At 34.6% G+C, this 11,224-nt stretch carries 9 protein-coding genes; 7 read left to right on the top strand and 2 right to left on the bottom strand.

Translation table 11 applies throughout. The annotated features are described in order from the left end of the window. Positions 1 to 25 precede the first annotated feature (25 nt). Complete coding sequence (locus AC8GF4_RS01235) at positions 26 to 2,149, top strand: Tex family protein (RefSeq protein WP_506591991.1); 2,124 nt, start codon at positions 26 to 28, stop codon at positions 2,147 to 2,149. Between the two features lie 47 nt (positions 2,150 to 2,196). Here the strand turns inward: AC8GF4_RS01235 and AC8GF4_RS01240 are convergent, their stop codons facing one another. After that, positions 2,197 to 2,805: a porin family protein gene (locus tag AC8GF4_RS01240; protein WP_506591993.1), complete on the bottom strand. Its 609-nt coding sequence runs from the start codon at positions 2,803 to 2,805 to the stop codon at positions 2,197 to 2,199. Between the two features lie 522 nt (positions 2,806 to 3,327). Here AC8GF4_RS01240 and AC8GF4_RS01245 point away from each other — a divergent pair. From AC8GF4_RS01245 to AC8GF4_RS01270, 6 genes are all read left to right on the top strand, one after another. Continuing rightward, complete coding sequence (locus AC8GF4_RS01245; RefSeq protein WP_506591995.1) at positions 3,328 to 4,032, top strand: Crp/Fnr family transcriptional regulator; 705 nt, start codon at positions 3,328 to 3,330, stop codon at positions 4,030 to 4,032. Between the two features lie 317 nt (positions 4,033 to 4,349). Continuing rightward, entirely contained in the window at positions 4,350 to 5,795 is a 1,446-nt protein-coding gene (locus tag AC8GF4_RS01250; RefSeq protein ID WP_506591997.1) for an alginate export family protein, read from the top strand. A 27-nt stretch (positions 5,796 to 5,822) separates the two neighbouring features. Beyond that, the gene (locus tag AC8GF4_RS01255; protein ID WP_506591999.1) at positions 5,823 to 7,058 is read left to right on the top strand and encodes a CmpA/NrtA family ABC transporter substrate-binding protein; all 1,236 of its coding nucleotides are present in this window, start codon (positions 5,823 to 5,825) and stop codon (positions 7,056 to 7,058) included. A 581-nt stretch (positions 7,059 to 7,639) separates the two neighbouring features. Continuing rightward, positions 7,640 to 8,527 carry a nitrate ABC transporter permease gene (ntrB, locus tag AC8GF4_RS01260; RefSeq protein WP_506592001.1) on the top strand — a complete coding sequence of 296 codons (888 nt, stop codon included), beginning with the start codon at positions 7,640 to 7,642 and terminating at the stop codon, positions 8,525 to 8,527. Between the two features lie 136 nt (positions 8,528 to 8,663). Beyond that, positions 8,664 to 9,470, top strand: coding sequence for an ABC transporter ATP-binding protein (locus AC8GF4_RS01265; protein WP_506592003.1), 807 nt, complete (start codon positions 8,664 to 8,666; stop codon positions 9,468 to 9,470). Between the two features lie 236 nt (positions 9,471 to 9,706). Further along, positions 9,707 to 10,120 (top strand): hypothetical protein, encoded by a 414-nt coding sequence (locus AC8GF4_RS01270; protein WP_506592005.1) that lies wholly within the window; start codon positions 9,707 to 9,709, stop codon positions 10,118 to 10,120. A gap of 716 nt (positions 10,121 to 10,836) precedes the next feature. Here AC8GF4_RS01270 and AC8GF4_RS01275 read toward each other — a convergent pair. Beyond that, positions 10,837 to 11,088: a DUF3667 domain-containing protein gene (locus AC8GF4_RS01275; RefSeq protein WP_506592007.1), complete on the bottom strand. Its 252-nt coding sequence runs from the start codon at positions 11,086 to 11,088 to the stop codon at positions 10,837 to 10,839. Between the last annotated feature and the right edge of the window lie 136 nt (positions 11,089 to 11,224).

Genomic DNA, 11,224 nt, shown 5'->3' on the forward strand with positions numbered 1-11,224 from the left:
GGATAATAAAATTACAGCATAATCAATGACCAATTTACAATTCATTTCAAAATACGTTGCCACAGCAACAATCAATATTCAAAACACGGTTCAATTATTACAGGAAGACTGCACGATTCCCTTTATTTCGAGATATCGAAAAGACAAAACGGGAAACTTGGATGAAGTTTTTATCGAGAACATTGCTAAATTTCAAAAAGAATACGAAGTTATTGTAAAACGAAAAGAAGCTATTTTAAAATCGATTCAGGAGCAAAATGCTTTGACACCGGAATTGGATAAAAAAATCCAACAAAGTTTTGATTTACAGGAATTGGAAGATTTTTATCTTCCTTATAAAAAGAAAAAAAGAACCAAAGCCGATGTCGCCCGTCAAAACGGATTGGAACCTTTGGCGAAAATTATAATGGCGCAAAGTAAGGATGATGTTGATTTCTTGGCAACACAATACCTGAATGAAAATGTGATTAATGAGGAATCGGCTTTGCAAGGCGCAAGAGACATTATCGCAGAATGGATCAATGAAAATATTTATGTTAGAAAACAGCTGAGACGTTTGTTTGAACGCAAGGCGACAATCACGACTAAGGTGGTTAAATCCAAGAAAGAGGAGGAAGGCGCCCAAAAATTCAATCAATATTTTGAATGGGCGGAACCATTGACCAAAGCGCCATCGCACCGTTTATTGGCTATTATGCGAGCTGAAAACGAAGGTTTTATCAAGTTCAAAGTAGATGTAGAACTAGATGATGCTTACGACATTATTGATGAATTAATTATAAAAGGAGACAACAGTACCACGCCACACATTCAATTGGCGATAGAGGACAGTTACAAACGCTTGCTGAATCCGGCAATTTCGAATGAAGCGTTGCAGGAAGCAAAGGCGAAAGCGGATATTAATTCGATTCAGGTATTTGCTAATAATTTAGGACAATTGTTGTTGGCACCACCGTTAGGCGAAAAAAGAATTTTGGCAATAGATCCTGGATTTCGTTCGGGTTGTAAAATTGTTTGTTTGGACGAAAAAGGCGATTTGTTGTACAACGAAACCATTTATCCGCACGCTCCGCAAAAGGAAGAAGCAATGGCGATGAAAAAAATTCGTTCGATGGTTAATGCCTATCAAATTGATGCCATTTCGATAGGAAACGGAACGGCTTCGAGAGAAACGGAATTCTTTATCAAGAAAATTGCTTTTGATAAACCTGTTCAAGTATTCATCGTTTCGGAGGCGGGAGCTTCGGTGTATTCGGCTTCAAAGATTGCTAGAGAAGAGTTTCCTAACTATGATGTTACCGTTCGAGGCTCCGTTTCTATTGGTCGTAGATTGTCGGATCCGTTGGCCGAATTGGTAAAAATTGACCCAAAAGCCATTGGAGTTGGGCAATACCAACACGACGTGGATCAAAACAAATTAAAGGAAGAATTAGACAATACCGTGATTCGTTGCGTGAACTCGGTGGGAATCAATATCAATACGGCGAGTAAACATTTGTTGAGTTATGTGAGTGGAATAGGAGAGAAGCTGGCAGAAAATATTGTAACCTATCGTTCTGAAAACGGCCCTTTTACCGATAGAAAACAACTCAAAAAAGTGCCTCGTTTGGGCGACAAAGCCTACCAACAAGGAGTGGCTTTTATCCGTATTTCGAATGCCAAAAATCCTTTGGACAATTCGGCGGTGCATCCCGAAGCATACAGTATTGTTGAAAAAATGGCCAAAGATTTGAAATTGACCGTAAACGATTTGATTGCCAATAAAGAAAAAACAGCTTTAATAAAACCAGAAAACTATATAACAGCGGATATTGGAGTTTTGACTTTGAAAGATATTATAAAAGAGCTCGAAAAACCGGGATTGGACCCTAGAAAAGCAGCGACGGTTTTTGAATTTGACCCTAATGTAAAATCGATAAAAGATGTTAGAACCGGAATGATTCTTCCCGGAATTGTCAATAACATTACCAATTTTGGCTGTTTTGTGGATATTGGAGTAAAAGAAAGTGGATTGGTTCATATTTCTCAACTCAAAGCCGGTTTTGTGAGTGATGTGAATGAAGTAGTCAAATTACACCAACACGTTACCGTAAAAGTGGTTGAAGTGGATGAAGATAGAAAGCGTATTCAGTTGACGATGGTGATTTAAAGAAAAAGCGGGGCTTATTAATTTAAACCCCGCTTTTTTTATTTCTTTTATAGCTCTATAACACCACCGATGTTAAAGCCATCGCCATTATTTCTAATATTTGAGCCAGAAGCATTATTAATATTAGTTAAACCTGCAAATCCTTGGTAGTCTATTAAAATACCGAATTTTTTAGTAACTTCAATTTTATAACCGATACCAAAAGTCAATCCTAATTGGAAAGATTTTATATTATTATCTGTAATTTTTATACTATTTCCTGCAGGATCATTTACTTCTGCATTCAATAAAAAAGACGGACTTAATCCAAAATTTAAATTCCATTTTCTGGTGCTTCCAAAGTGCCAGTTAGCGTTTAATGGAATACTTAAATAGTTTAATTTATCTTCCCACACACCTCCTATATAATTGTATTCAGCCCCCATTTTGTTAAAGACCAATCCAGAACGCAAACTCCATCTATTATTAAAATAGTAATCTGCTGTTGCACCAAAAGCAACTCCCGAATTTGAGTCAGTATTGTCATTTTCATTATTTTCACTAAATGAAGAGTATCCAATTTTTGGAGTAATTTCGATAGTTCCTTTTTCTTTAGATTGTGCGTTAGCAAATGAAAATGAAATAAGGGTAATTAATGGAAGTAAAATTTTTTTCATATTATAAGTTTTTATTTAAAAGATGCGAATATAACTGTAAAAAACTTATAAAAAATACAAATAAGAAAAAATTTTAAACAGTTAGTTTTAGTCTATTTATTACTTGAATAATGTAATAGTAAGGTTTTAATAAACCTAATAATCAGGATTTCAAATTGATAATGAACAACATTTTAATTTAAGTAAAAAACTACAAAAAACAAAAAATACGTATTTTTACTTATATGTATAGAATTACGAATATCTAAAAAACCACCAACTCTAAGCAGATGAAATAATAAGTGACACTATTTTTTCATCTTCATTTATAAAGAATGTTTAAAAATAGAACCTTTTCTATGGCAGATTTAGAGCTTCAACACGCTGATAGAACTATTGTTTATTGCTAAAAATACATATATTTACTTAAAATAAGGACTATTACAGTTTAATTCACATTGAATTTGATATTTATCTGAATTTTATTTAGTATTTCAAAATGACAAATTGTACTAATGTCTTTTATTTTTAAAAAAGTAGGTTATGAAAGAAAATCAAGCCATTTGCAACAGTTGTAGTAATGAAAATTGTTTTATCAAAAAACATCTTCATTTGACCAACATGCAAAGTTTTATAGAGAAGAAACACAGTTTTACGTGCAAGAAATCACAACAGTTTATTATTGAGGGCGCACCCATTCAAGGACTTTATTTTGTCCAAAAAGGAAAGGTAAAAACGGTCAAAACAGGAATCAACGGCAGGGAACAAATTGTTCGCTTTACTACGGATGGAGATACAGTAGGTTTTAGAGGTTTTGGAACGAGCAATCGGTATTTGATTGGAGCTTATGCGCTGGAGGATACCGTTTTGTGTAATTTTAACAACGAAGTAATGATGGACATTCTTCAAAATGTTCCCGAATTCACTTATGATATGATGCTTTTTTATGCGGAGGAATTGAACAAGAGCGAGAACAACATTCGGAAAATTGCTCACATGAACGTGAGAGAACGCGTGATTGATATCCTATTATACATCCATAGAAAATTTGGTCAAACCAATGAATTGATTAATCTGGATTTGTCCCGAAAAGAAATCGCCGATTTTGCCGGAACGACTGAAGAGCAAGTGACTCGAGTGATTTCTAGTTTGAAAAGAGAAGAATTGATAAAAACCGTTGGTAAGAAAATAGGTTTGCAGCAAATCAATAAAATGAAATCGGAAATTATGGAACATAAGTATGTCTAAGTAGTTTTGGATTCTATGTCAGAATTAAATAAGCCCTTTTTGGGCTTTTTTTGTGGAAATAAATGACCATTTTGGAGTATGGGAATAAAATAATTTTTTTTGAACTTGACTAAGTACATATTATAGTTAAAAACTAAGTGTTGGTTGATAGCAATAAATAAAAGGGCTCGTAAAATTTTCTTGCGTAAACGCAATTAATAAATTGTATTCTGTAATTTTTTTTGTGTGTAAAAAAGAGGTTTTATACTGTAAAAAGCAAATACGTAAGTATTAATACGTATGTATATTTGCTTCATACTAATCAAAACCAATTTATTATGCAAAAGAGTACTACCACAATACAAAAAATAAAAGCACTAAAAGAAGGCCGAAATTTAAAATCTTTGGTATTAGGTTTGACTATAACATTATTGGGTTGCTATACCGCCAATGCACAGTTAACCGCTACAGGACAGTTAAGAACTCGATCAGAATTTAGAGACGGATACAGTACTTTGCAAGCAAAAGATGCAGAAACAGCGATTTTCACTTCTCAAAGAACCAGATTGAATGTTGGATTCACGGGATACAGATACAAATTTTTTGTAGCCATTCAAGATGTTCGTGTTTGGGGACAAGATGCTTCAACAATAAACAAATCGACAACTGCCGAAAATAACGGTGTACAACTGCACGAAGCTTGGGGCGAAATTATGTTGAACGATACAGTAAGCAGTATTCAAAATTTATCTTTAAAAATTGGACGCCAAGAGATTTCATACGATGACCAAAAAGTAATAGGAGCACTAGATTGGTTGCAACAAGCGCGTTACCACGACGCGATTGTCTTGAAATATTTCAATAAAGGATGGACAGCCGATTTTGGAGCCGCTTTCAACCAAAACAAAGAGCAATTGGTAGGAACTATTTACAATGGTGTACCAGCAGCTGGATCTGGTTATACTGCCGGAACAAACGGTTTGGGCACCAATTACAAATCATTGGAATATGCTTATATCGCTAAAAAGTTTTTCTTTGGTGACATCTCCTTTCTGTTCTTAAGTGACAATTTTAATAAATATACCAATGTAACTACGGGAACTCCAGCAGTAACAACCAAAGTAAACGAACAAGGAATCTGGACCCGTAACACTACTGGTTTCTACTATAATGTGAACGCAACCCGAAAACTGAAACTAGAAGGTAGCGTGTACCACCAATTTGGACATGACAAAAACGGTCGTAGTTTGAGCAGTAATTTGGCTTCGATTACAACGACTTTGCAAGTGGGAAGAAAATTATTTATAGGTCCTGGAGTAGATTATTTATCAGGAAACGACGGTACAAAAGCAGTTACTGCTACATCCGAGAACAATCAATTTGACCCACTTTATGGAACGCCACATAAATTCTGGGGATATATGGACTACTTCTATGCCCCAAGTGGTTTTGGCGCACAAGGTTTGTTAAACTACTTCTTGAAAGCCAAATACAACTTAAAAGACAACCTAACTCTTTTTGCTGACTTGCACGGTTTTGAATCGGCTAACTCTTTGTCAAATGGAGCAGGAGGAAAACAAACCAGTTATTTAGGAACGGAATTGGATTTGAAAATGAATTACAGCTTGACCAAAATGGTCAATATTGAAGCAGGTTATTCGGTAATGAAAGCTACCAAATCTATGGCATCCGCACAAGTCAAAAACGTGGCAAACGCAAACCTAACTCCGCAATGGGCGTATGTGATGGTGAATATTAAACCCAACTTTTTGAACAAAAAGTAATTGAATCAATCTTTAAAAAACAAAAAAATGATACAGACTAAAAAACAGATAAGCACGATTTTTACCACCTTGATGTTGGTAGCGTGCGTGGTTTTGTGCTCTTCTTTCAAAACAAATGCAACTCCACCAGCAAACGACCCGATCAAACTTGGCTTTATTCCCTTAACCGATTGTTCACCAATTGTTATGGCCAAAGAATTGGGTTTATTTAAAAAATACGGTGTTGAGGTAATAGTTACCAAAGAAACTTCTTGGGCCAATGTACGTGACAAAATCTTAACAGGCGAATTAGACGGAGCACATTGCTTATATACAATGCCATTTTCTGTTTACACAGGAGTAGGAGGAAAGGCAGGTTCTGAAATGAAAATCGCTATGATGCTTAACGTAAACGGACAAGCAATTACCCTATCCAATGATTTCTGTGGAAAAGTAGGTTTCAAACAAATGAATAAAGTGACGCCCGTTGTGGCCGCCAAATTGAAAGCCGAGAAAGAAGTAACTTTTGCGATGACTTTCCCTGGAGGAACCCACGATTTGTGGTTGAGAAACTGGATGTCATTGGCTGGTTTAAACCAAAAAGCGGTAAAAATCATCACGATTCCGCCTCCGCAAATGGTGGCTAATATGAAAGTAGGTAATATGGACGGATACTGCGTAGGCGAGCCTTGGGGCGGTGTTGCCGTAAAACAAGGAATTGGATTTACTCAAATTGCATCGCAGGATATTTGGAAAGACCACCCTGAAAAAGCATTGGTTGTCAACAAAGAATTTAGCGAAACCCGTCGTGAAGACTTAAAAAAAGTAATGAAAGCCATTCTCGAAGCTTGTATCTGGCTCGATAATCCTGCTAACCGCAAGAAAGCTGCCGCTATCATTGGGAAAGCACCTTATGTAAACGCCGCTCCAGATGTTATTGAGTCAAGATTAATGGGAGATTACAACCTAGGTTGCAACCAAGGAATCGAAGTTTACGACAAAGATTATATGTTGTTTTACAAAGGCGGAACAGTAAATTACCCTCGTAAATCGTACGCTATCTGGGCGATGGCACAGTTTGTTCGATTTGGATATTTGAAAGAAGAACCCAACTACAATGCGATTGCCGACAAATTAATTCTTCAGGATCTTTACGAAGAAGTAGCCAAAAGCATGAAAATCAAAATCCCAGCAGATGATATGAAACCGTTCTCCCTTACTATGGACAAAACGGTTTTCAATCCAGCAAACCCATCTGCTTATTTAAAAGTGGTGAAACATTAAAATAAGTAGGGCGTGACCCTGTTGAGCAAAGGGGCTTATTTATAGAACCGCTCATTCAGCCCCTTAGCGCAACAGGGTCGGGCTATCCCGAGCGCTATGGCGCCTTGCTCTATCCCTCACGCAGCTTCACGGATTTCAAGAGCAATATGCTTTTTTAGGCCACTGATTACACTGATTAGCACAGATTTTTTTAGTAGCAATAAATAAAATCTTTTTAATCCTTTAAATCTGAGGCAAAAGAAATAAAATCAATATGCTTTTTTAGGCCACTGATTACACTGATTAGCACAGATTTTTTTAGTAGCAATAAATAAAATCTTTTTAATCCTTTAAATCTGAGGCAAAAGAAATAAAATCAATATGCTTTTTTAGGCCACTGATTACACTGATTAGCACAGATTTTTTTAGTAGCAATAAATAAAATCTTTTTAATCCTTTAAATCTGTGGCAAAAGAAATAAAATCAATATGCTTTTAGTCCTTAGCAATTAAAAATTTAAACTCAGTAAAAGTTTAGTTTTCAAATTCAAAAGCAAAAAAACAGGAGTTCATAAGTACCAAAAAACATTAAAATTCACAATTATGTCACATTCAACAACAGCAACAATAGAAACCCAGGGGCTAGAAATAGCAAAATCTAAAAAGAAAATTATAGGTGGAATAATCAAGAAAAAAACACTTATAAAAGCGTCACGCTATATTTTAGAAAAAGCAAAATCAATTGCATTTGCCAGTATTGGATTGACCATTTTTTGCGGATTTTGGAGTCTATTGAGTTATTATACCAAAGAGGCGCTTCCTGGGCCAACAGCAACCTTAACCGTATTATTCGAAATGTTAAGCGATCCTTTTTATGATTATGGACCAAATGACAAAGGAATTGGTTTGCAATTGTTTGTCTCCATCAAAACCGTTTTATCGGGATTTTTATTGGGTTCATTATTTGCAATTCCTTTTGGAATTTTGATTGGTGCCAGTTCAATTTTCAAAAAAATATTTTACCCTATCGTTCAGTTCTTAAAACCAGTTTCGCCTTTGGCATGGTTTCCTATTGGTTTGGTGGTTTTCAAAGACACCGGAATGGCGACTATTTTCATTGTGTTTATCACCTCTTTGTGGTCTACCTTAATCAACACTTCTTTTGGGGTGAGTACCATTCCGCAAGATCATAAAAATGTAGCCAAGGCATTTGGTTTCTCAAAATGGAGGTATTTGACCAAAGTGGTTTTTCCATACACTTTGCCCCACATTATTACTGGATTGCGTTTGAGTATCAGCGTTGCCTGGCTGGTTATTGTTGCCGGCGAAATGTTATCAGGCGGTGCGGGAATCGGATTTTTTGTATGGGATAGCTGGAATGCACTGAGCTTAGAAAGAGTAATTTCGGCCATCATCATCATCGGATTTGTCGGAATTATTTTTGACGGATTTTTTACAATGATTGAGAAAAAAGTATCTTATAAAGCTTAAAATAGTTTAGAGGTTTAAAGTTGTTTAAAAGTTTAATATAGTTGAAAAACTTAAGCTTAGTTCACACAAACGTTAAACCATTAAACAACTTTAAACTTTTACCATTAAATTTTAAACAATCTTAAAAAAAACTATCATGAGCTATTTAGAAATAAAAGATTTGGAAATCTCTTTTCCAACTCCAAAAGGGAAATACATTGCAGTAAAAGACATTAACCTTTCTATCAAAAAAGGAGAAATCATATCAATCATCGGACATTCGGGTTGTGGAAAATCGACCATTATGAACGCCATAGGAGGGATGCTTACCCCAACAGGAGGATCGGTAGTATTGGACAATAAAAACATCAAAGGGCCAGGACCGGATCGCGGAATTGTTTTTCAAAACTATTCGTTATTGCCTTGGTTGACGGTGGAAAACAATATTTTTCAAGCGGTGGATTCGGTTATGGATTGTTCCAAAGCCGAGAAACACGAGATTGTGATTCAGAACCTCAAAATGGTGAATCTGTTCCAACACAAAGATAAATTACCGGCACAGCTATCGGGCGGGATGAAACAAAGAGTGGCTATTGCGAGAGCTTTTGCCATCAATCCAGGAGTTTTATTGATGGACGAACCTTTTGGCGCATTGGATGCTTTAACCAAAGGTTCGATGCAACTCGAAGTTTTGAAATTATGGAATCTGAATAACAGAGAGAAAACCATCGTGATGATTACGCATGATATCGAAGAAGCGCTGTTCTTATCAGACCGAATTGTGGTTTTGCACAATGGCCCAGCTTCTACAATTAGAGAAATTGTTGAGGTTCATTTACCAAGACCACGAAATAAGATTGAAATTGTAAAAACTCCCGAATATATTGAGTTAAGAGATCATTTATTACACCTCTTGACCGACCACTTCTCTATTGAAGACATGGGAGTTGCTTATAAAAGCTAGTTAATTTTGTTTGCCCCAAAAAAGGCTTTTCAAGAAATTGAAAAGCCTTTTTTGATTAAAATAAAAAATCCCAAACTCCGTAATAATATTGAAATTTTTGTTTTTTTAGGTTTCTAAAGGTTTTTCAAGAAATTGAGAAAATCATTTTTTGAGCTCAATTATATTTTACTTTAAAAAATTTTTTTAATACTTTTTTTTGTAGATTTATATTGTAAATCAATTAAAATCAAATCTTTATGAACACAAATTTAAAACAATTCTTAGTGACGGTATTATTTGTAGCAATGATACCAGTAGTTTCTTTAGCACAAAAAAAAGTTGATGTTACTTTGTCACCAGATAGCCCAAACAAAGTAATCAAAGGCACTTTTAAGGGAGATGCTTATATTGACTACGCAGTTTATGTAGAAGAAGGACAAATGTTTAAAGTTACTTTTAAAGGAAGTACCAATTCGTCTTCTTTTAACTTGATGGCCCCAGACTCTGATGGCGCTGCCATGCACATTGGTGATACTGCAGGAAATGTTTTTTCGGGAAAAATAGCTAAAAGTGGTGTTTACACCATTAGAGTTTCTCAAATGAGGAGCGCTGCTAGAAAAGGAACGAGTGTGTCCTTTACCCTGACACTAAGTAATAAGAGTCCAAAATAAAAAAGGTCTTGTAAATAAAAGATTGACTGTAATTTGTTCTACTTATTACAGTCTTTTTTTATTTATAAAGGTCAAGAATAGAATATCTTTTCAGTAGGGTAGCGGTTCAATAATTAGTAATCGATATAAAACGATTAAGAATGTTTGTTCTTTTATTTAATGAGTGTCTTGATTTTTTAAACTCTTTATGTTCAATAAAACTAGACTTTTCCTTGGGTTAGAGCAAAATGAATCAGCCAATAAATAAAAAGAATTAAACTCGAAAACAGCATTCCAAAAAGAGTCGAAAGTAACGATCTAGTAATTATACTGGCTTTAGAATAAATATTTTTATCATAAAAAAACTGGTATAAAAACCAAAAAGAATAAGCCATTACAGCATAGCTAGATATTTGATTAAGTGTTTTTAAAAAAGTTAGGTTCGAAACGAATATTGAAAACAGCGTCACAATTTTTGTAATGATCAATAATCCCGAGGATTTATAGATATTTAAAATTAGATGTTCCGAAAAGAAGAATTTGCTTTTTTTGAAAAATAGAAATGTAAAAACAGAAATAATAGGAATGGTTATAAAAATATAAGTTTTTGGATTTTCACGAACAAATGTAAAAAAAGTATTTAACAACTTTTTTTCATTGGCATCCTCGATTGAAGTAGCTATATCGGCTACTGTTACCTTGGCATATTTATCTAAAAAAATTGCGATAGTTGTTAGTTATAAGAACAGACCCATGTAATTCATGTGACTAACTCTTTTGCCTAATATATATTCTCTTATCGAATGACCTGGTCTAGTAGCTAATTCTTTTAAGGTAAAAAAAATGGGACTTTTGACTAAAGAATAATACTGTTTTGCAATATCATTTTTGAAAATTTCCTTAAACGAAAATCGAGTTGTACTTGTTTTTTGACCACAATTAAAACAGAAAGTACCAGAAGCTTCAGAATCACAATTTAAACATTTCATAGAAAAAAGGGATTGAAATTAATTTGGTTTTAAATCATTAGAACATCAATTTTTATTAAATTACGATTATTTTAAAATCCAATAGAGTTAGCCTTGTAAAAGGCTTTTCAATTTTTGAAAAGCCTTTTTTAGGGTA

It is taken from the genome of Flavobacterium rarum (SeqCode) (genome assembly GCF_965234445.1).
GTDB lineage: Bacteria > Bacteroidota > Bacteroidia > Flavobacteriales > Flavobacteriaceae > Flavobacterium > Flavobacterium rarum.

Coding starts and splice junctions, on each gene's coding strand:
- AC8GF4_RS01265 (WP_506592003.1), top strand. CDS start 8,664: ATGAGCTATTTAGAAATAAAAGATTTGGAAATCTCTTTTCCAACTCCA.
- AC8GF4_RS01255 (WP_506591999.1), top strand. CDS start 5,823: ATGATACAGACTAAAAAACAGATAAGCACGATTTTTACCACCTTGATG.
- ntrB (WP_506592001.1), top strand. CDS start 7,640: ATGTCACATTCAACAACAGCAACAATAGAAACCCAGGGGCTAGAAATA.
- AC8GF4_RS01270 (WP_506592005.1), top strand. CDS start 9,707: ATGAACACAAATTTAAAACAATTCTTAGTGACGGTATTATTTGTAGCA.
- AC8GF4_RS01250 (WP_506591997.1), top strand. CDS start 4,350: ATGCAAAAGAGTACTACCACAATACAAAAAATAAAAGCACTAAAAGAA.
- AC8GF4_RS01235 (WP_506591991.1), top strand. CDS start 26: ATGACCAATTTACAATTCATTTCAAAATACGTTGCCACAGCAACAATC.
- AC8GF4_RS01240 (WP_506591993.1), bottom strand. CDS start 2,805: ATGAAAAAAATTTTACTTCCATTAATTACCCTTATTTCATTTTCATTT.
- AC8GF4_RS01245 (WP_506591995.1), top strand. CDS start 3,328: ATGAAAGAAAATCAAGCCATTTGCAACAGTTGTAGTAATGAAAATTGT.
- AC8GF4_RS01275 (WP_506592007.1), bottom strand. CDS start 11,088: ATGAAATGTTTAAATTGTGATTCTGAAGCTTCTGGTACTTTCTGTTTT.